This window comes from Prosthecobacter sp. (assembly GCF_020439865.1).
In the GTDB taxonomy this organism is placed as follows: domain Bacteria; phylum Verrucomicrobiota; class Verrucomicrobiia; order Verrucomicrobiales; family Verrucomicrobiaceae; genus Prosthecobacter.
Map to the genome: position 1 here is coordinate 72,332 of NZ_JAGRPF010000051.1, position 21,001 is coordinate 93,332.

The 21,001-nt window shown below is 60.7% G+C and carries 15 protein-coding genes; 4 read left to right on the forward strand and 11 right to left on the reverse strand.

Annotated elements, in window-relative coordinates; translation table 11 throughout:
* Positions 1-23 precede the first annotated feature (23 nt).
* On the forward strand, positions 24-1,502 hold the full coding sequence (locus tag KDL09_RS04920) for a hypothetical protein (RefSeq protein ID WP_294382125.1): 1,479 nt from the start codon (positions 24-26) through the stop codon (positions 1,500-1,502).
* A 128-nt stretch (positions 1,503-1,630) separates the two neighbouring features.
* Positions 1,631-2,365: an MIP/aquaporin family protein gene (locus KDL09_RS04925; RefSeq protein ID WP_294382128.1), complete on the forward strand. Its 735-nt coding sequence runs from the start codon at positions 1,631-1,633 to the stop codon at positions 2,363-2,365.
* Between the two features lies 1 nt (position 2,366).
* On the opposite strand, the gene ppk1 is transcribed toward KDL09_RS04925, so the two are convergent.
* From ppk1 to KDL09_RS04945, 4 genes are all read right to left on the reverse strand, one after another.
* Positions 2,367-4,520, reverse strand: a complete 2,154-nt coding sequence (gene ppk1, locus KDL09_RS04930) for a polyphosphate kinase 1 (RefSeq protein ID WP_294382131.1) — start codon at positions 4,518-4,520, stop codon at positions 2,367-2,369.
* On the reverse strand, positions 4,495-6,045 hold the full coding sequence (locus KDL09_RS04935) for a hypothetical protein (RefSeq protein ID WP_294382134.1): 1,551 nt from the start codon (positions 6,043-6,045) through the stop codon (positions 4,495-4,497). Before KDL09_RS04935 ends, ppk1 begins: the two co-directional genes overlap by 26 nt.
* Positions 6,046-6,054: 9 nt before the next feature.
* Complete coding sequence (locus KDL09_RS04940; protein WP_294382135.1) at positions 6,055-7,095, reverse strand: ROK family protein; 1,041 nt, start codon at positions 7,093-7,095, stop codon at positions 6,055-6,057.
* 74 nt (positions 7,096-7,169) lie between these two features.
* Positions 7,170-8,420 carry an acetylxylan esterase gene (locus tag KDL09_RS04945; RefSeq protein ID WP_294382137.1) on the reverse strand — a complete coding sequence of 417 codons (1,251 nt, stop codon included), beginning with the start codon at positions 8,418-8,420 and terminating at the stop codon, positions 7,170-7,172.
* Positions 8,421-8,541: 121 nt separating this feature from the next.
* On the opposite strand from KDL09_RS04945, the gene KDL09_RS04950 reads away from it, so the two are divergent.
* A complete protein-coding gene (locus KDL09_RS04950) occupies positions 8,542-9,909 on the forward strand; it encodes a type II CAAX endopeptidase family protein (RefSeq protein WP_294382140.1) in 1,368 nt (455 codons plus the stop codon).
* Between the two features lie 3 nt (positions 9,910-9,912).
* On the opposite strand, the gene KDL09_RS04955 is transcribed toward KDL09_RS04950, so the two are convergent.
* The 7 genes from KDL09_RS04955 to KDL09_RS04985 form a co-directional block, all read right to left on the reverse strand.
* Positions 9,913-10,710 (reverse strand): heme-dependent oxidative N-demethylase subunit alpha family protein, encoded by a 798-nt coding sequence (locus tag KDL09_RS04955; protein ID WP_294382142.1) that lies wholly within the window; start codon positions 10,708-10,710, stop codon positions 9,913-9,915.
* A gap of 1 nt (position 10,711) precedes the next feature.
* Positions 10,712-13,912 carry an efflux RND transporter permease subunit gene (locus tag KDL09_RS04960; RefSeq protein WP_294382145.1) on the reverse strand — a complete coding sequence of 1,067 codons (3,201 nt, stop codon included), beginning with the start codon at positions 13,910-13,912 and terminating at the stop codon, positions 10,712-10,714.
* A 149-nt stretch (positions 13,913-14,061) separates the two neighbouring features.
* Positions 14,062-15,036 carry a hypothetical protein gene (locus KDL09_RS04965; RefSeq protein WP_294382148.1) on the reverse strand — a complete coding sequence of 325 codons (975 nt, stop codon included), beginning with the start codon at positions 15,034-15,036 and terminating at the stop codon, positions 14,062-14,064.
* 134 nt (positions 15,037-15,170) lie between these two features.
* A complete protein-coding gene (locus KDL09_RS04970; protein ID WP_294382151.1) occupies positions 15,171-16,631 on the reverse strand; it encodes an ammonium transporter in 1,461 nt (486 codons plus the stop codon).
* Positions 16,632-16,802: 171 nt separating this feature from the next.
* A complete protein-coding gene (locus tag KDL09_RS04975; RefSeq protein WP_345781073.1) occupies positions 16,803-18,008 on the reverse strand; it encodes an ammonium transporter in 1,206 nt (401 codons plus the stop codon).
* Between the two features lie 442 nt (positions 18,009-18,450).
* Positions 18,451-18,975: a hypothetical protein gene (locus KDL09_RS04980; RefSeq protein WP_294382157.1), complete on the reverse strand. Its 525-nt coding sequence runs from the start codon at positions 18,973-18,975 to the stop codon at positions 18,451-18,453.
* A 25-nt stretch (positions 18,976-19,000) separates the two neighbouring features.
* Positions 19,001-19,474, reverse strand: a complete 474-nt coding sequence (locus KDL09_RS04985) for a plastocyanin/azurin family copper-binding protein (RefSeq protein ID WP_294382160.1) — start codon at positions 19,472-19,474, stop codon at positions 19,001-19,003.
* 140 nt (positions 19,475-19,614) lie between these two features.
* On the opposite strand from KDL09_RS04985, the gene KDL09_RS04990 reads away from it, so the two are divergent.
* A complete protein-coding gene (locus tag KDL09_RS04990) occupies positions 19,615-20,973 on the forward strand; it encodes a DUF1552 domain-containing protein (RefSeq protein ID WP_294382163.1) in 1,359 nt (452 codons plus the stop codon).
* The last annotated feature ends 28 nt before the right edge of the window (positions 20,974-21,001 follow it).

Sequence of the window (21,001 nt, forward strand, 5' to 3'; positions counted from 1 at the left end):
GGGATGCGTGATAAACGTCCCTCATGTCTCTGCGCCGACTGCTCTTGGTTTCGCTGTGCCTGTCACGGCTGTCCGGCGCCGCGCCGGAGGACTACTTTGGCATTCATGTCATCGACGAGACCACGGGACGCGGTGTGCCGCTGATCACGCTCAAAACGACGAACGCCATCACTCTGACGACGGACAGTGCCGGCTGGATCGCTTTTGCCGAACCGGGCCTGATGAACCGGACCGTGTATTTCCACGTCGAAGGTCCGGGTTATGCGGTGCCGAAGGACGGCTTTGGTTATGCGGGTGTCAAACTGACGCCTGTTGCCGGAAAAACGGCCGAGGTGAAGGTGCTGCGCACGAACATCGCCGAACGTGTGTGCCGGCTGACTGGGCAGGGCATTTATCGGGACAGCACGCTGCTGGGAAAGGAGCCGCCGCTGCCAAGTCCGAACTTGTTTGCGGATGTGATGGGCCAGGACTCCGTGCAGGTGGTGCCGTGGAAGGGACGCTACTTCTGGATTTTTGGTGACACGCAGAGGCCCGGCTATCCGCTGGGCAATTTTCATTCCACCGCCGCATGGAGCGATCCGCCGGACAAAGGCGGGCTTGATCCCGAGAACGGCATCCACTTTGAATACATCACCGACGAAAACAATGCCGTGGCCAAGATGCTTCCGGTCGATGAACCGGGTGTTGTGTGGCTGTTTGGCATGCTGACGGTGATGGATGCGGAGAACCACGAGCATCTCATCGCGCATTACTCGCGCTGGCGTGATCTGGGCAAGCGACTGGAGCACGGACTCGCGGAGCTGGACGAATCCACCGAACGCTTTCGTCGCATTGCGGTGCTGGGGGACGAGTACACGTGGCAGCATCCGCAGGGCAACGCGGTGCGCGTGAAGGGTGAGGACGGCGACTGGCTTTATTTCTCCACGCCCTTCTGTCAGACACGGGTGAAGGCAGACTATGTTTCCGTACAAAACACGCCGTCCTATGAGTCACTGCTGTGGTCGGACGAGCACAGTGATTTCGTGTGGCAGAATTCACATGCCCCCACCAGCCAGGAGGACGAAGAGAAGCTGATCGCCGAGAAGAAGATGCCCAAAGACAAGGCGCGCATGCAGGTCGTCGATGTGCAGACGGGCAAGTCGGTCCACCTTCATGCCGGAAGCGTGCACTGGAACAAGCATCGTGAACGCTGGGTCATGATTGCGGTGCAGGAGAGCGGAGGTGTCTCTTATCTCGGCGAAGTCTGGTATCTGGAGGCAAAGAAGATCGAAGGTCCGTGGCGCAAGGCGGTGAAGATCGCCACGCACCCGAAGTACAGCTTCTACAATCCGAGCCATCACGCGTTCTTTGATCAGAAGGATGGGCGCATCATCTACTTTCAGGGGACGTATGCGGAGACGTTCTCTGGCAATCCGGTTCCGACGCCGCGCTACGATTACAACCAGCTGATGTATCGGCTCGATCTCGATGTTGAGCGGCTGAAGGCGGCGCGGGAGGAGTAGCGCGGGCATTCTTGCCCGCGAAGGAAGCGTTCGACACGGGCAAGAATGCCCATGCTACAAAAGAATGCAGTCTTGCCCTTTGGAGGCCGGCCCGATAGTCTGCGCGGAAATTCAACCAACCAGCCGCCATGTCCGCCAACCTTGCCGAACTCTTCGGCACCATGATTTTGATTCTTCTCGGTGACGGCGTCGTTGCCAACGTCGTGCTCAAACAGACCAAGGGAAACGACGCAGGATGGATCGTCATCACCGCGGGCTGGGGATTTGCGGTGGCGGTGGCGGTGTATTGCACGGCATCGGTCAGTGGTGCGCATCTCAACCCGGCGGTGACGCTGGGTCTGGCATCGATTGGCAAATTTGACTGGGCGCTGGTGCCAGGATACATCGCCGCCCAGATGGCGGGTGCGTTCTTGGGTGGTGTGCTCGTCTGGCTGGCCTACCTGCCGCATTGGAGCGCCACAGATGATCAGGGCGCCAAACTCGCGGTTTTCAGCACCGGACCGGCGATCCGTCATACGATGGGAAATCTGATCTGTGAGATCATCGGTACCGCCGTGCTCGTGCTTGGTGTGCTGGCAATCCTGTCGCCCGCGAATCTGGTGCCAAACTCAGGCTTCGACAAAGGCTTTGCTCCTGCGCTCGTCGGCATGCTCGTGTGGTCGATCGGTCTCTCCCTCGGTGGTCCCACGGGTTATGCGATCAATCCCGCCCGCGATCTGGGACCGCGCCTCGCGCATTTCGTGCTGCCCATTCCGGGCAAAGGCGGTCCCGACTGGGGCTATGCCTGGATTCCCGTGGTGGGGCCGATCATTGGCGGCATCATCGGGGCACTGATTTACAAGGCGTTCTGGCCGGTGGTGTAATTTACTTCGGCGTGTGCGGCACGAGCACATCCGGTGACTCATTCGCCTGCCGTGCGCGTTTGATCATGTCGCGGGCGAAGCGTTCCTGGGAGCGGACGGTTTTGGCGGCGGTGATGCGTGGGAGATGCCAGGTGCCGTCGGATTTGAGGACGCGGCCGCGGGCGGTGTCGGCAAAGTGAACTTCGAGGATGTGCAGCAGGCGTTTGCGCGCCTCCCTGTCTTCGACGGGCGTCAGGAGTTCGACGCGCTTCGAGAGATTGCGGTTCATGAAGTCCGCGCTGGCGATGAACACGGCCGGCTTGCCGCCCTGGCGGAACCAGAAGATGCGGGCATGCTCCAGATAACGGTCGATGATGCTGACGACACTGATGTTTTCACTGATGCCTTTGATGCCGGGGCGCAGGCAGCAGATGCCACGCACATTGAGGCGGATCTTCACGCCCGCTTGCGAGGCTTCGTAGAGGGCCTCAATCATCTGCCGGTCTTCGAGCGCGTTCATCTTGAGCATGATCTCGGCGGCCTCGCCCTGTCGGGCGCGCTCGGTTTCGCTACGGATCAGTGAGTGCAGGCGCTCGCGCAGACCGTAGGGGGCCATGCTGAGCTTGTTGAAATGCACAAAGCGTGAGCGGCCGGTGACGGTGTTGAAGAAGGCGGAAGCGTCGGCACCGTAATCGGCACGGCAGGTGAGCAGACTGATGTCGGTGTAGAGCTTCGCGGTGGCCTCGTTGTAGTTGCCGGTGCCGAAGTGCATGTAACGCGTCATGTGGCCGGACTCGCGGCGCATGACGAGGCACACCTTCGCGTGCGTCTTCAAACCGGCGACACCGTAGATGATCTGGGCGCCGGCGTTGATGAGGTCGTTGGCACGTTCGAGGTTGCGGGCTTCGTCGAAGCGCGCCTTCAGTTCCACGAGCACGGTGACGTGCTTGCCGGCCTGAGCGGCGCGGATCAGGGCGGAGATGATGCGGCTGTTCTTCGCCGTGCGATAGAGGATCTGCTTGATGGCGATGACGTTCGGATCCGCGGCGGCTTCTTCGACGAGGGCGAGGATGGGGTCGAAGCTCTCATACGGGTGATGCAGCAGGATGTCGCCGCGCTTGATCGCATCAAAGATGCTTTCACCGGGTGTGATGGCGGTGCTGGGGTGACTGTCCCATGGTTCGACCTTCAGTTCATCGAAACCGGAGATACCGGCGAGTTGGAAGCACGCGCGGAGATCGAGTTCTCCAGGAATGTCATAAACCTGCGCCGTCTTCGCACCGCAGAGTTCGCGAATGATGCGCGTGTGTTCACGCGAGGCGCCGCTTTCGATTTCGATGCGGATGGCCGGGCTCTTGAGACGGGCTTCAAGAATTTCTTCCATCTCGCTGGCGAGATCGAAAGCGCTCTCGTCATCGACCGTGATGTCCGTGTTGCGGCTGACGCGGAAACGCGCGGGGGCAGACACTTTTTCGGCGGGGAAAAACTCGCCGATGAACAAGGTGACCACGTCCTCGAGGTTTACGTAAAGATGCTGGCCGCCCTCGGGGTCGGGAACGAGCACGTGACGCGGGAGGTTGGCGGGAAGAGGCAGGAGCACGTGGCGTTTCTCCATGTGTCCGTTGTCGCCGCCGGTGACGGTGCAGATGAGGATGATGTTCAGCGCCGGAATGGCGGCGCGAGCGCCCGCGTCATCAATGACAACCGGTGAGAGCACCGGGAAGATGTGCTCGTCAAAGTACTCACGCAGCAGTGTGCGCTGCGCGGGGGAAAGCTCGGTGTTCAGGAGGCGGCGAATGCCGTTTTCCTTGAGCAACGGCACGAGCTGCTGCTGGAGGATGTCATACTGCCGCTCCACAAAGGCGGAGGCATGCTGGTGAACCTGATCCCACTGCTGGGTGGGGGTGAGCCCGGCGCTGTCTCGCGCGCGCAAGCCCTGCTCGCGCAGCAACTGCAGCCCGCCGATGCGCACCATGAAGAACTCGTCGAGATTCGAGGCGGTGATGGCAAGAAACTTGACGCGCTCAAGCACCGGCAGATCACTGCGCGCGGCCTCGTCAAGCACGCGCGAATTGAAGGCGAGCCAGCTGAGCTCGCGGTTGATGAAATGCTCCTCGGTCAGGCGCAGCTTCGGCGGTGCCGGTGGTGGTTCAGGATTTGGCGAGGATGATATCATAACCGTAAATTTCGCGGAAGAGACCGCACTTCACGTCGATGGCGATCTGCTCGACGGTGGTGTCGTCCACTCCCTGGGTCAGCACGTTGAGACGCGAGCCTTCGGGACGGAGCTGAATGGACTTGATGCGCTGGGCGTGGCTGCGGTCCAGAGCGTCCGCGAGACGAAGCAGGGCGGCCAGCTTGAGCACGATCATGCGCTCCTCGCGTGAGAGATCGGAGAAGTGTGGATGATTCGGCTCAGGATTGTAACGGCGATGGTATCGCGCCAGCAGGGCCACCATCACGCGATCACTGGTGCTGAGACCAAAAATCTCGCTGTGCATCAGGATGTAGAGGCTGTGCTTGTGATGTTCACGCGGGCTGATGAACATGCCGACTTCATGCAAGGTGGCGGCGACGCGGAGCACGAGCTCGTATTTGGCGTCCAGTCCGTGCAGGTGCTGCAGTTCGCGGAAGAGCTGACGCGAAAAGTTTGCGACGTGGTCGGCATGCTTGCGGTCCGTCTTGTAGCGCAGGCCGATCTCACACGCGGCCTGCATGACCTCCTCCTGGAAGATCGCGGTGCGTGAACCGGAGGTCATCAGGTCGAGCATGAGCTCGAGCTGGAAGTCGCCCTCCGGCACCCACAGCGCATCGTCACCGAAACGTCGCGCGAGGGCGAGGTTCGTCTGCAACGCGGGCACGATGCCCTCACCGCCGGTGTAGTGAACATGGAGCTCGCGCACGAGTTCGTCGGGGTTGAGGCGTGCGAGTTTGTCGGTGAGGCGGGCAAGGTCGTCCTCAAGTACCCGATGGGCTCCGTGGCGTGCTTTGCCGAGACGCGGGGCCACACTTTGAATCTCCGCGCCGATGGCGACGTGGTGGTCGATTTTCACGTCCGAATAGTCCTGCGCGAGATGATCAACGACGCCGCGGATGTGTTCCTCCAGATGCACCATCTGCTGTCGCGCCTCATCGTCCGGCGAAGCGATGGCCTCATGGGCACGGAAAATGCCGAGGCGGTAGTTGCTGTAGGCTGCGAGGCGGCCCTGCTGGAAGTAGATCGCACGGGTGTTTCCCGGACCGATGTGTGACACGAAGGTGTTCCCCTTGGCCAGAGTCGGATTTCGCAGCAGCATGCGCTGGGCGATCTGATAAACGAGCCGCGTCATGTTGCCGTCATCTATCAGGCTGGGAGCGACGCCGCTGTGCACCTGAAGGCGGTTGAGGAAGATCTCGTGATTGACGGCTTCCGCGAGGATGTTTGAAGTGAACAGGCGGAGCTGCGAGGACGGGATGCCGTACTCGCGCATGGTCTGGAGGTAATTTCTCAGGATCGCGGCCGCCTGATCGACCGTGTTGCGCGAAATGCTGCGTGCACGGAAGATGTCGCGCGCGATGGGGAGCGGGCGGTCAAGGCTCTCGATACGGGTGAACTGGCCGCTTTCATCCTTCCTGCCAATGACGAGCGAAACGGAAGCCGCGCCGACGTAAATGACGGCGTGCTCGGGCGGCGGGGCGGTTGGTGAAATGGCTTCGCTCATCCTCGGGGCTTATTTCGTCTCGTTGCGCATCCACGCCACCGCGCCTGCGGCGACAGCCTGCCCGCCGAGCTTGGCGAGCGAGTATTTGATGCCACGGGCAAGTTCTGGGATGGCGTAGCGGTCCACTTCTTCCTTGAGCAGGTTCAGATACAAACCGGGAAGCTCCTCAACGAGACCACCGCCGAGGGTGATGCGGTCCGGCGCGAGAAGATTGACGACAACGGCGACTCCCATGCCGAGGTAGCGGATGGAATTGCGGAACATGATCATCGCCGCATCATCTCCGCTGCGGAAGGCGGCGGCAAGCGCCTTGCTGCGGATGCTGCGCAGGGCGCCGGCGGTTTTTTTGTCGAGTTCAGGAAGCTGACCGCGATAGCAGGCCAGACCGGCCTGCGAGGCGAGGGCGAGGCGGCTGGTGAGATCTTCGAGCGTCACGACACCGAACACCGGGCTGCCGATGTGCGTGCCGGGCAGTTGCAGATTACCGAGTTCCATCGCCGAGATGGCGCGACCCATGACGAGCTGTCCGTTGTAAACGAACCCTGAGCCCACACCCGTGCCGGGAAACACGCCGAGGAGCGAGCGCGCTCCTTTGCCGGCACCGAGCGCGTATTCGCCATAGGTTCCAGCATCGACATCGTTCAGCACCGCGATGGGGCATTTGAACTGGGTTTGCAGCAGCTTGCGCAGTGCCATGTTCGTCCAGCCGAGATTGGGCGCGAAGATGAGAATGCCTTTGGCGGGATTTACGAGGCCCGGGCAGCCGATGCCGATGCCCTGAATGCCCTTGGGATCCACGCCGGCTGCTTCGATGGCCTCATGGATGGCCTTGACGATCTTGTTCCGTCCTTTGGCGGCGCCGTCGGATCCGTTGGTCGATTTGCGTGCGGAGCCGAGCACGTTGTAGTTCGCATCGAGCACGGAGGCCATCATCTTCGTGCCACCGAGATCGAAACCGATCCAGAAAGGCACGTTTTTGAGCTTCTTCTTCGCGGGCTTTTTGGACGACTTCTTCGAGCCGGATTTGGATTTCGCTTTTTTGGCGGGCATGACGTGGAGAGGACGCCGCCAAGACACACGGGCTTGGCAAAGTCGGCAAGCGACAATGTGCGCCGAATCCGCTCTTACTTCTTCCAGTGCCGCGTCGCGAAATTCAGATACTGCGTCCAGTCATAGTCGGTGACGTCGTGTTTGCCGGTGCGCATGTGATAGCCGATGAAATCGCCAACAGGTGTGTCGATGGCAGGTTGTTCGTCCACGACGACGCCCTTTTCACCGAACAGGGCATAGACGGGGCTGGCGAATTTGCCGGAGAGGAACTCGCCTTTTTGATCGGCCCAGTGGTCTTCCGCGGCGCTGGCGATGTAGACGGGGCGCGGAGCGGCGAGGGCGATGAGCATGTGCATGTCCACCGGACAGGCGGCGGCGTTGCCGGCGTAGCTCGCGTATTTGGGTGTGAACCAATGGGGGAACGCTTTGGTGATGATGGCGGTCGTTTCACCGAAGTCGCGGCGCATGAGCGCGGCACCTCCTTCGCCGGAGTCGTTGGAAATGACGACGCCGAAGCGCGTGTCCTGCATGCCCGCCCAGAGGGAAGTTTTGCCAAGGCGCGAGTGACCGATGACGGCTACGTGCTTTGAATCGATGAGCTTGTCCGTTTCGAGGTAATCGACGATGCGGCTGAGGCCCCAGGCCCAGGCACCGATGGCACCCCATTCGCCGTCTTTCCAAACGGTGTTTGCGCCATCCTTGCTGACGGCGGCGCGCAGGCCGTCCTTCCAGCCGTCGGCATGGTCGGGCTCGATGTCTCCGTAGTAGCAGGTGGCGACGGCGAAGCCGCGACGGAGAATCATTTCGAGCGGCCAGCGGCTGCTGGAGGTTCCGCGTGAGGCTTCGGTCGCGCGATGATCGACGATGCCCTTGTCCTTGCTGTCGCGCATCCAGCGCGTGGAGATGGGCACGTCGTTTTCGGGACTGACCGCCTGATTGCCACCGAAGCTGAGGCCGACAAAGCACGGTGCGACACGGCTGCCGTTGGGAATGTAGAGCATCACGTCCATGCCCTGCCATACGGGGCGTTCTGGCAGCGAGATGTGAATGAATTTGCGCGTTGCGAGACCGCCGAGCGCATCGGTCTTGGTCACGGTGACTTCAAACTTGGGCGTGCCGATGTTGGCGGGCGTTTTGCCGTACACATTGTCCTCAAAGAGTTTCAAAATCTCGGGGCGGCGTTTGTTCGTCCAATCTTCGGCGGTGGTGAGTTTCAAATCGGGCAGCGGATCGTTGCCGACTTTGGCTTCGTCGTAGTTCACGCCGGGACGCGGTGTTTGAGCAAAGACGGAAACGGTGAGCAGGAGAAAGAGAGCGGTACGCATGGTGGATCGGAAGTGAACGTGGTGGAGGGTGTGATTTTAGCCGCTGTGGTGCAAAGAGACGCGGCACCGGGCGAATAGTGCGTGTCAATTTCGGCGAGGTGTTGTTTGATCGGCGAAAATCATGGAATCACCCTCCGCACTCCCGCCTCCTCTGCCGCCGCCTGCGTTTTCCTCCTGTCGTCTTTCCAAGACGGGCTTTGGACTGGCGGTTCTGGTGATTGCTGCCTGCGCCGTGTTTGTCGTTGGCCGGCAGACGGAGCATCGGGTGGAACGCGAAGAGCGCGTGGGGCCAAATCGCATGCTGGAACTGATGGCGCGCTACGCGGTGGGGGTGAAGGGAATGCTGCTGAGCGCAGGCCAGTCGAATGCAGACGTCACGAAGGCGATGCAGGAGGACATCGGCCAGTTTGCACGCACGGATGAAGATGGCCTGCGGCTGTTGATCTTGAAAGGCTGGCTGGCAGACACCTGGCCGACCGCGGCGGATCTGAATGGCTTCGCGGCGAAAGACGAGTCGTTGCGCGCGGATGTTGCGGAGTTGGAAGCCTTGAAGGCGACGCAGGGGAAGGGAGATGATGAAGCGTGGAAGGCATTGAAGCAGCGTCATGGCTGGATCGCGGATCTGGCGCGTGCCCAGGTGCTGGCGGACGATGCTGATGAGCGAAAGGTCGTGATGCAGCAGGCAATGGGAACTGCGATGGTTCTGATGGGGGCCAGTTTTCTGGGCATGATTGCGGTCGTGGCAGGCCTCGTGGTGATGATCATGGCCATCACACGCTGGCGCGCCGGGAAACTGCATCTGACGCTGGCGTTGCGCAGCCGCGTGGAGGGCGGCGTGCTGACAGAAGGATTCGCGATCTACCTGGCACTGTTTTTATTTCTTCCTTGGCTGCTTCGCACGTGGCTGGATCATCTGCCGCACTGGGCTCCCTATGTTCCTGCGATAGGGGCATTGATTCTCGGAGCAGTGTGGCCGCTGCTGCGTGGCATGAAGCGCCCGCAATGGAAGGCGGCACTCGGATTTCACCGTGGGCAGGGAGTGCTTCAGGAGATGAAGGCGGGTTTGCTGGGCTGGGTGGCGGCGCTGCCGCTGCTCGTTGCGGGCATGATCGCGGCGTCGTGGATCATGAAGTTCACGGGTGATGTTCCATCGCATCCGATTGTGGATGTTTTTGCGGGAGACGGCTGGGCCAAGTTTGGCGCGATCATCCTCGCGGTGGTGTGGGCGCCGGTCTCGGAAGAGGTGATGTTTCGTGGCTTGCTGTTTCCAGGGCTGTCAGCGTGGATGCGCTGGCTGGCGGGGCTGTTGTTGAGCGCGTTCGTGTTTGCGGTGATCCACCCGCAGGGATGGGCCGGCGTGCCGGCGATCATGGCGCTGGCGGGCACGTTCTCCCTGCTGCGGATGTGGCGGCACAGTTTGATCGCGCCGATGACGGCTCACGCACTGAACAATGGCATCATGTGCCTGATGATGCTGTTGCTGTGGTGAGCGTTAAACCGATCGGAGTTCGGCCAGCAGCGCAGGACGTGCCTCGAGGATGCCTTTGTAATGGCAAAAGTCGTCGGACATGGTTTCCAGCGCTCGTGTGATGCGCGGTGCGAGTTCCGGCATGGCAGCTAGGTGGTCGAGACGGTGGTTCGTGACACGAATGCCGAAGAGGATCGCGTTTGTGTCGGGAAGGCGGGTGAGAAACTGCTGTTCGAGACGCAGCCACGTTTGATCGAGCGTTGCGCGGGCATCGAGTCGTTTGATGGGATTGGCAGGATGATGATTGAGCGCCGGGTCGGCGCTGAGACCCCAGTTTTCCCGCTCCCACGCGACATGCGGGACGAGGCGCGTGAGAAATGTGCTGATCTGAGATCCCATGCTGCTTTGAAGACCTGGGACCGGAGCGTGAATGGCGTGCAGCGGCCTGCCGATCTTGTCTTCCAGCGCCCAGCTGGACGGAAAAATGACGGCGCCTCCAATCACGGGGTGCGAACGTTCGGCATCGCCAGAAAGCACGATCCAGTCGGGTTCGATTTCACCTGCGGCCTGAACGGGCGGACACGTCGGAGCATTGTCCAGTGACCGGACATAGGCTATGGCTTCGCTCACGGCCTCTTCGCCTTCGGGAAGGATTTGCAGGTAGCGCTGCGGCGTTTGTGCGAGCCAATTGCGACGCTCGGCGAGAACGGTTTCAGCTTCAGGTGAGCGCTGCCAGAACTGTGCAGCATCACCGCGGCGCAGGTTCATCTGCAGACGGTGGTCCGCCTCGGGGAAGAGCCGCAGCCAGTCGGGATCCATCATCTCAGGATGCTTCGGCGGCGGGCATTGCCGGAAGTTCGGAACTCTTGGTGGGGGCAAAGAACCAGCCTTTGACGTCCTCGACGGCGATGTAGCACAGCGGCACGAGGAACAGGGTGATGATGGTGGCAAAGAGGCTGCCGTAACCCATCGCGACAGAGACGGGCGTGAGGAACTGCGCGTGGGTGCTCTGCGCACCGTTGCTGAAAAAGAACGGCGCGACTTTGGCAAGCCAGGTGCCGTCGAAGATGAGCGGGACGAGGCCGAAGAACGTGGTGATCTGCGTGAGGAAGATGGCGCGAAAGCGCAGGAGGCCGCCCTGCTGCACGGCTTCACCAATCGGAACGCCTTCTTCCTTGAGGTGATTGATCTCATCGACCAGCACGAGCGTGTCGTTCACCACGACACCGCAGACCGCCAGCATGCCGAACGAACTCATGATGCTGAGCGGCAGACCATGAAACAAATGGCCGATGACCGCACCCACGACGCCGAAGGGGATGACGAGCAGCACGATGAAAGGCTGGGTGTAGCTGCGGAACGGAATGGCCATGAGGGCATACATGGCAGCAAGCACCAGACCAATGGAGACGAGCATGTTCCAGACGCTCTCCTTTTGTTCGCGGGCCTCTCCTTCAAAACTCCAGCGGATGTGGCTGTGGCCGGCGAGGAGTTCGTTCATGAAGTTGGTGAGTCCGGAGCGGAGGATTTCCATGTCCGTGTTTTTCTTGTCCACGTCGGCGGTGACGTTGATGGCGCGGCGACGGTCCACACGTTTGACGCTGGTGAAGGATTTCACGACGCTTGCTTCCGCGACGCGATTGAACGGCATCTCGAGTCCGTCCGGCAGACGCACGCGCATGGAGTCGAGCGTGGCGAGGCTTTTGCGGTCTTCGCGCGGAAGGCGCAGCATGACTTTGACCTCGTTGCGTCCGCGCTGGATGCGCTGCACTTCATCGCCGTAGAAAGACTGGCGCACCTGGCGTGCGAGGTCGTTCACGGTGACACCGTACTGGCGAGCTTCGGGCTTGAGGCGGAGCTGGATCTCACTGCGGCCCGAATCGAGCGTGTCGTTGACGTCGAAGACGTTGGGCAGTTGAAGCAGGTGTTGTTTGATCTTGTCGGAGAAGGTGAGCATCTCCACCGGATCAGTGCCGGTGAGCTGAATGTTGATCGGATCGCTGCTGCGCATGATCTCGGCGCGGAAGGTGAGCTCTTCGGCGCCGACGATCTGGCCGATGCGGTCACGCCAGACCTTGGACATCTCCACGGTGTCTGCCGCCATGGGGCGCTCTTCCGGACCGAAGGTGTCGATGATGACGGTGCCGAGGTGGGACTGTCCGCTCTTTGAGCTGCTGCCGCGGGATGAAAGCGTGCCGCCCGTCATGGAGAGGATCTGATTGACCACGGAGCGGCCGTCAGGTGTGCTGTATTCTTTTTGAAGCTGCGTGGCGATGTCATAGATCCGCTCGATTTGCGCATCGGTGACCTCGACCGGCGTGCCTTCGAGCATCGTCAGACGGCACTCGATGCGTTCGCTCGGAATGCGCGGAAAGAACGCGGTGGGGATGCGGCCGCTCCAGTAAAAGCCAAACATGAGAAACAGGCCGCCGAAGAGCAGCGCGAGCATGGTGTAGCAGTTCGCCACCGCGAAGCGGATGCTCGGACGATAAACCGAATCGATGAACCACTGCAGCGCGCGGCCGGACATGTGGTGCACCGGCTCCAGCAGATCACCGGCGCGGCCGAGAAACGGATGCGCGAGATGACTGGGGAGAATGAGCTTCGTCTCCACCAGCGCGATGAGCATGACGCAGATGAAGACGATGCCGATGGGCTTGAACATCGAGCCCCAGTCGCTGCCATCGATGGCCATGGGCAGGAAGGCGATGACGGTGGTCAGCACGCCGAAGGTGATGGGCACGGCCATGCGTCGTGTGCCGGTGATGGCGGCGTCGAGCGGTGTCATTCCGCTGCGCCTCAACTGATCACAGTATTCGCTGATGACGATGGCGTCATCGACCACGATGCCGAGCACGAGGATGAATCCCATCAGCGAGGACAGGTTGATGGTGATGTCGAGATACGGCATCAGCGCGAAGGCGCCGAGGAAGCTCATGATCATGCCAACGGCGACCCAGATGACGGCTTCGAGCCGCAAAAACAGGCCGACGCAGATGAACACGAGGATGAGACAGCTCTGCGCGTTCTGCAGCAGCAGATCGATGCGGCCTTTGACGATCTTGGAGCGGTCGTTCCAGTAATCGAGCCGCACGCCGCCGGGCAGGCTCTTGTTGGTCTCCTTGATGTAGTCTTTGACGCGTTCGCCGATGGTGATGGCGTTCTGGTTGCCCTCGCGCATGACCGTGATGAAGACGCAGCGGCGGCCGTTGAGTTTGGCGGCGAGCGGGTTTTCGTTAAAGCCGTCCACGATCTTCGCGATCTCGCCCAGCGTGATTTTGGTGCCATCGGGTCGTGAGACGACGGGGATGCGGGCGTAGTCCTCGCCGGAGTAGGCGCGGCCGCGCGTGCGGATGGAGACATCGCCCGCCTCGGTCTGCACGACGCCTGCCGGAAGATCGACGGCGCTGCTGCGGATAGCGGAACTCAGTGCTTCGAGCGTGAGGCCATACTTGCGCAGGTTTTCCTCTTCGACTTCGATCGCGATTTCATCAGGACGCACACCAGCGAGTTCGGCGTGTGAAGCGCCGGGCAGGGCGGAGAGATCGTCGCGAACCTGTTCCCCGAGGCGTTTGAGATCACGCTCCGCCATGTCGGCGCTGAGAATGACGGAGATGACGGAGTGGAAGGAGTCATCGACCTGGATGACGGGCTTTTCGGCGAGAGCGGGGAAATTGGAGATGGCATCGACGCGGATCTTCACGTCTTCGAGCACCGAACGGGGATCGAGTCCTTCCTGAACTTCGATGAAAACACTGCCGCCGCCGGATCCTGCGGTGGAATTGATGTGCTTGATGCCGCCGACCTGCTGGATGGCCTCCTCGATCTTCAGCACGATCGTTTCCTCGACCTCCTCCGGCGACGAGGCGGGGTAGGGCACGTTGATGGAGATGAAACGTGACGGCACATCCTGAAACACCTCCAGCGGGATCTTGTCCTGCCACAGCGTCCAGGCGCCGGTGATCATGACGGCGAGCATGAGGATGTTGGCGGCGACGCCGTTGCGGGCGAACCAGGCGATCATGAGGGCTGGATGTTAAGGACGGACACGTTGGAGAAACGACGAAGGTCGGTGCGAGGTGGCATTAACTGCCACGAATCCCGTGAGATGCGCACGAAAAAGCCAGAGTTCGGTTCGTCGGCAAGGCTGGACGCGGCGACTTTGGTGGAAGTCTAGAAAAGATGCCAGGCTTTGGCGTCCCACTCCTTTTTCAGAGCGGGATCATCGACGTGGCGGAGGAGATCGTAGTAGCTGTAGGGGTATTTGAAGACGTGGCCGATGTCGACGGCGTGGTCGCCGCGCTTCTGCCAGTATTCGGCGCTGTTGGGGCGCAGCGGGTTGGGCTTGTGCTCGTTGTACTTCTTGTCCTCCGGTTTGGGCCCCTGGCGGACGATGGTGACGTATTTGCGGAAGGAAACGCGGCAGGCCTCGGCCCATTCGACATCGCCCATGGCGGCGAGCTCCACGAGGGCCTGTCCGAAGGTGAGCATGTGACCGGTGAATCCCTGGCCGTAGCCGATGAAGCGGTCCACGGCGGCACTGGCCTCGCGCAGGACAAAGGCTGAGGCGGCGGGCGTGTCGGTGAACGCAGGGGGATCGATTTCCGGGGCAGGCTCGATTTCGTCGCGCCAGGGCTTGATGGCGCGGATGAGCTTGCAGACGCCGTCGATGCGCTTCGGCGTGGCGGCAGCGGGAAGCATGCGGAAGCCTTTGATGGCGAGCATGGCGAAGATGGCGTTGTGGCCGACTTCGCGCAGCACACCGCGACCGTCGGCGAGGGCGAGACCGATTTTGGCGATCTGCGAGGGATCGGGCTCCTCCTCGGGGAAGGGCTGGCACAGCGGGGTGGGCGCCCAGTTCAAATCGAAGAGCTGTCCGATGCGTGCGGTGGCTTTCTCATCGAGGTGATTGTCCGCGCACATCAGATGCGCGGAGATGAGGGCGGCGCCACGATGGCCGTCGGTGAAGTAATTCATCTCATGCGCCCGGGCGAGCGCATTGAGACCGAGCATGACGAGGCGTTTTTCCGCAGGGTCAGGTTCCGGACCGGCAGCGGGAGCGTTTCTGAGCACGGCACTGGTCAGCAGCGTGCAGAGGCCGGACGAGGAAAGTGCGGTGAATTCGCGGCGGGTGAGGTCAGCTTGCATGGCGTGAAGGCGGGTTCCTGACATCCAACGATGAAGTGGAGCTGTTCCATGCAGTCGCATATGAAGCAAAAAAGCCGGGCAGGGGATGAACCCGGCCCGGCTTCGAGAATTGGCAGGGGATGCCTGCGCTGCGGTTAGTGTTCGTAGCCTGCTTCGCCGTGTTCGGCGAGGTCCAGGCCCTGACTTTCCACTTCAGGATCGACACGCAGTCCGACGACCACTTTGACCACCAAGGAGATGATCACGGTGGCGACGACGCTCCAGACGATGGTGAGGCCGACGGCTTTGAGCTGCTCGCCGACGAGGCCGTTGAGAAGGCCTTCAATGCCGGGATTGGCTTCCTTGCTGGCAAACACACCGGTGAGGATGGCGCCGAGTGTGCCACCAACGCCATGCACGCCGAAGGTGTCGAGAGCGTCATCGTAGCCTAGAAGTTTCTTCAGGTAGGCGACAGCGAGGAAGGGGATCACACCCGCGAACACGCCGATGATGACGGAGGAGGTGGCGGTGACGAAGCCCGCACCCGGGGTGATGACGACGAGACCGGCGACGATGCCGGAGCAGAAGCCGAGCACGGAGGGCTTGCCACGCACGATCCACTCGGCGACGGCCCAGACGAAGCCTGCGGTGGCGGCAGCGAGCGTGGTGGTGGTGAAGGCGTTGGCGGCGATGCCGTCAGCACCAAGGGCGGAGCCGGCGTTGAAGCCATACCAGCCGACCCAGAGCATGCCGGTGCCAACGGCGCAGAGCACCATGCTGTGGGGAGCCATCGAGTCTTTGCCGTAGCCTTTGCGTTTGCCGAGGATGATGCAGAGCACGAGCGCGCTCCAGCCGGAGGTCATGTGAACGACGGTGCCACCGGCGAAGTCGATGGCTTTGATGCCTGCATCTGCGTTCAAAGGACCGCACATGAAACCGGTGCCGCTCCAAACCATGTGAGCGAAGGGGAAATAGACGGCGAACATCCAGATGGCGACGAAGACCATGACGGCGAGGAACTTCATGCGCTCGGCGATGGCGCCGATGATGAGCGCCGGTGTGATAATGGCGAAGCTGAGCTGGAACATGGCCCACATGGAGTCCGAGATCCACCAGTAGCCCGCACCGGAGGCGTAAGGGGAGACGCCTTCGAACATCTTGTACTGCAGGTCGCCGATGAAGGCGTTGCCCGCACCGAAGGAGAGGCTGTAACCGCAGGCCCACCAGAGGATGGTGACCAGGCCTGCGATGCCCATGCACTGCGCGATGACGGAGAGGACATTCTTTTTGCGCACCAGACCACCGTAGAACAGGGCGAGGCCGGGGAGTGTCATGAAAATCACGAGCGCGGTGCTGACCATCTGCCAGGCGTTGTGGCCCGGGCCGGGGCCCGCGATGTTCGAGGTCCATTCTTTGTCACCGTCTTTGCCGGCCTGGCCGTTGGTGACGTATTTTTCGAGGTCGAAGACGCGTTGTTCGATGGTGGGGCCTGTGGGGGCGGCGGCTGATGCTGGTGTCGGGGCAGCGTCCTGGGCGAGGAGAACTCCGCTGCAAAGAACGGATGTGGCAAGGAGACCGCACATAAAAGTGCGCCAGAGGGACTGGTGTCGAGTCATTGGGTTGGAATGGGTTGGTGGTGTGCCCGTCTGAAGCGCCGTCTGGCGACACTTTTGGCGGATAGGGCTCGCAAAAGCAGGCGGTGTGCCAATATCAAAAAAAACTCCCCGGCCGCAGAGCGTGCCGGGGAGTTAGAGGAGTTGATCAAACTGCCTTTGGGCAGCCGAAACTTAGTGGTTTGCCTGGAAGTTCGGGTAGGCCACGTTGCCATGCTCGCCGATGTCGAGGCCCTCGGATTCTTCCTCGGGGGTGACACGGAGTCCCATGATGATCTTGAGGATCAGGAGAAGGACGAAGGCGAAGATGAAGGTGAACACGCCGTAGGCGATGACGCCTTTGAGCTGGCTCATGAACTGGGGCATGCCGGCTTTCTCACCGAAGAGACCGACGGCCAGAGTTCCCCAGATACCGCAGACAAGGTGGACGGAGACGGCACCGACCGGGTCGTCGATCTTGATCTTGTCGAAGAAGAGGACGGAGAAGACCACGAGCACACCGGCGATGGCGCCGATGAGCATCGAGCTTCCAGCTGCCATCTGGTCAGCACCAGCGGTGATGCCAACTAGACCGGCGAGGATGCCGTTGAGGGCCATGGAGAGGTCAGGCTTCTTGAGGAAGATGACCGAGGCGAGGGCTGCGGCAACACCACCGGCGGCGGCCGCAAGGCAGGTGGTCACGAGCGTGAGGGAAACCAGACCAGGATCAGCGGAAAGCACCGAACCGCCGTTGAATCCGAACCAGCCGAGCCAGAGAAGGAAGACGCCGATGGTTGCCAGCGGCATGCTGTGACCGAGGATGGGCTTGGTCTTGCCATCGGAGGTGTATTTGCCACGACGAGCCCCAAGGAGCAGGATGCCGGCGAGGGCTCCCCAGCCGCCCACCGAGTGGACGAGCGTGGAACCTGCGAAGTCATAGAAGGGAGTCTCAAGGCGGTTCAACCAGCCGTTGCCCCACTTCCAGCTGCCGGCGATCGGATAGCAGATGGCGACGAAAATGATAGAGAACACCATGAAGGTGCTGAGCTTCACGCGTTCGGCAACGGCACCGGAGACGATGGTGGCGGCAGTGGCGGCGAACATGGCCTGGAAGAGGAAATCGGTCCAGTAGGTGTAACCGACGTTGTAGGCGGAGGTGAGACCGGCGGCGTCCGTCGTGATGCCAAAGCCGGCGAACTTGAACCAGAACTGGGAGTCACCGTCTGCAAATCCAGGATACATCAGATTGAAACCGCAGAGGGCGTAGGTGAGCAGTCCGATGCAAGGAATGAGGGTGTTCTTGAACAGGATGTTCACCGTGTTCTTGGACTGGGTGAGGCCCGATTCAACGCAGGCGAACCCGAGATGCATGATGAACACCAAAGAGGCGGCAATCATCATCCAAAGATTGTTGGTGGTGAAGAGTTCGACCGAGGGGCCGGCTGGCGCTGCTTCGGCAGCTGCAGCGGGGGCCGGAGCGGCGGCTGGCTCCGGAGCGGGAGCAGGTGCCGCGGCAGCAGGGGCTGGTGCAGGTGCTGCATCCTGAGCACGGACTTCGCCGAGGCTGAATGCGAGTGTGGTGATGGCAGCCATTGCCGTGATGGCAAGACCGCTCCAGATTCGTGTTGGTGTGTGTTTGAGCATAAGTCGGTGATTGGATTGAACTCCGATACCAGTGCTAAGCATTGCGCGTGCCAACTCTGGTTTTGATTTGGTCGCCAATGACTGACTCCGCACGAATGAGACTCTCGAAGGAGAAAAGATGCACATGACCATGCGTGCACAAAAAAGGCGAACGGTGTTCCCGTTCGCCTTTTGTGAATGACTCAAATTTGAACAGCGACTACTTCGCAAAGGGGCTGGTCGCGAGCTTTCTGAAGATGTCGTTCAGTTTGGCAACAGCGTCTTTGGGACCTGTGAGCTTGATGAAGACATTGTTTTCTCCAGCCGGAATGATGGCTCCAAGCAGCGTGTAGTCTGCCTTGGGGGTCTTGGCACCCATCGGGGGGCCGTCGTTGTAAGTCCCGGTGGCTGCGACCAATGTGACCTTTGTACCTCCTGCATCGATTTCTTCCACTTTGCTCTCAGCCTTGGGTTCAGGCGCGAACTGGCCGAGCCAGCGGTCTACATTGGCTTTCACCCCACCCGCCGCTCCGAAGCTGAAGAATGCGACTTCGAGCGGTTTTTCCGCCCCTTCCACTTTTGCTTCAAGCGTGGCGACCCGCATCATGCTGGTGGTGGCAGATTTGGTCCAGGCGGAAGGGTATTGGAAGGTGAGGCCTGCGGCCTCGAGAGGAGTGGTATCTTCGGCGAGCGAAGCAGCTGCAGTGCTGATGACAGCAAGCGAGGTGATGAGGAAACGTTTCATGAAGGTGCGCGTTGGGTGTGGAGGACTACTTCGTGACGTGCATCACACCGCGCATCAGCATCCAGTGGCCGGGGAAGGTGCAGATGTAAGGATAGTCGCCGGCATCTGCAGGCGCGGTGAACTCGATGGTTTCGCTCTGGTTTGGCTGCACCAGCTTCGTGTTGGCGATGATGTCTGGCTTTGCCGCTTCAGGAATGTAGCTCTTCGCCATGCCTTGAGGATCGGCCAGCATGGCGTTGGCGAGTGCGCCGACAGCGTCGAGCTTTCCGGGTTTGAGGAGAAGGAAATTGTGCGGCTGCGGTAGAACGCCGCCGGTGTTGTTCAGGGTGAGCTTCACCTTCTGTCCGGCTTTGACTGAGAGCTCGGTGGTTTCATAGGCGAGGGGGGCCGAAGGATTGGTGCTGGGCTTGAGCTCGATGACGGCGACATCAGCATCCTGGGCTTGGGCCGAAAGGGTGAATGCGGCAATGGCGGTGAGTAGGTGGCGGGTGATCTTCATATTTTTATGGGTGGGTTTTGCAGGGAGCCATTAATCGGGCCGTGACGGCGCTGAATTTCAACTACTTTCGCGACGGTGCTGCGGTGTGTTGCATTGTCTGGCACGAAAGTTTCTTCCCATCCCACCGTAGACCACCAAACATGAACGAGTTTCGTGAAACCTCCCTCGCAGCCCATTCTCTCAGCCGCCGCCACGTTTTGCGTGGGATTGGCTCGATGGTTTCGCTGCCTTTTTTGGAATCTTTTGGCACGCGGGCGTTTGCCGCTGCCAAACCGGCGGTGAAACCGATTCGCGCCGCGTGGTTATACATTCCAAACGGGGTGAATGTAGAGCAATGGATGCCGACAGGTGAAGGCGCGAGTTATGAGATGTCGCCTTCGTTGAAGCAAATCGAAAAGCATCGCGATGACTTCATGGTGGTTTCGGGGCTGATGCAGGATTTTGCACGCAGCCACGGCAATGGTGGTGGGGACCATGCGCGTGCGACGGCGACATTTCTCACTGGATGCATGCCAAAGAAGACGGCGGGTGCTGACATCCATCTTGGGATTTCGGTAGACCAGATTGCAGCGCAAAGAATTGGTCACCTCACAAGGTTGCCGTCATTGGAACTGAGCACGGACGGTCAGCGCAGCTCGGGCAAGTGTGACTCCGGTTATTCCTGTGCCTACCAGTTTAATCTGGCGTGGAAGAACGAGACGATGCCGATGGCTCCCGAGATGGATCCTCGCCTGGTGTTTGAGCGCATGTTTGGCATTGGAGCCACGGCTGGCAGAGGGCCGGAGGCGGAGCGTGTGAAACGCATGCAAAAGAGCATCCTCGATACGGTGCTGGACGAGGCCAAAAGCCTGCAAGGCAAGGTGAATGCGGGCGACCGCCGCAAACTGGACGAGTACTTCTCATCTGTACGCGACATCGAGCAACGGATCGAACGTGCAGAGAGGTTTTCAGCGGAAATGCCGGATGTGAAGATTCCGGACGGCATCCCTGACTCCTACGAAGAACACATTCGCACCATGTTTGACCTGATGGTGCTGGCGTTCCAGACGGACACGACACGTCTTTCGACCTTCATGCTTGCACATGATGGGAGCAATCGCAGCTTCCCCGAACTGGGAGTGCCGGATGCGCATCATTACCTTTCCCATCATCAGAGCGATCCGCAGAAGTTGGAAAAGATCGCCAAGATCGACCAGTTTTACCTGCGCCAGTTCGGGTACTTCCTCGATAAGATGAAATCAGTGAAGGAAGGGGACGGCAACTTGCTGGACAACTCGATGATCGTCTTTGGCGGAGGTATTGGTGATGGCAACCGGCACAACCATGACAATCTGCCGATCCTGCTTGCTGGGCGTGCCGGCGGCACGTTGACGCCGGGCAAGCGTGTCGTCCTTCCTGGGGAGACGCCGATGACCAACCTTTACCTTTCCATGCTGGATCGCATGGGCGTCCCCGCGGAGAAAGTAGGGGACAGTACGGGCAAACTCGAGGTGAGTTGAATTGCAAGCCGACCGCATCTCTCCTCAC